Annotated in this window: 1 protein-coding gene; it reads left to right on the forward strand. The window is 47.8% G+C overall.

Going from position 1 to position 232, the window contains the following annotated elements; genetic code table 11:
* Positions 1-232, forward strand: a 232-nt coding sequence (locus SB725_RS34135) for a 3,4-dihydroxy-2-butanone-4-phosphate synthase (protein ID WP_410923816.1), incomplete at both ends; no start/stop codon positions are given.

Below are 232 nucleotides of genomic sequence, written 5' to 3' on the forward strand. Positions count from 1 at the left end.
CTTATCACAAGCACGTTGCCAGCAATTGGCACTGCCACTGATGTCAGATCGTAACGAGGCTAAATTTAGCACCAATTTTACTGTCTCGATTGAAGCGGCTGAAGGCGTCACTACGGGTATTTCTGCTGGTGATCGTGCACGTACTATTCAGGCAGCGGTATCTTCGTCAGCAAAGCCTGAAGACATCGTTCAGCCTGGACATATTTTTCCAATTATGGCACAAAACGGCGGT

This window comes from Pseudomonas sp. SIMBA_041 (assembly GCF_046535095.1).
Classification (GTDB): domain Bacteria; phylum Pseudomonadota; class Gammaproteobacteria; order Pseudomonadales; family Pseudomonadaceae; genus Aquipseudomonas; species Aquipseudomonas mucoides.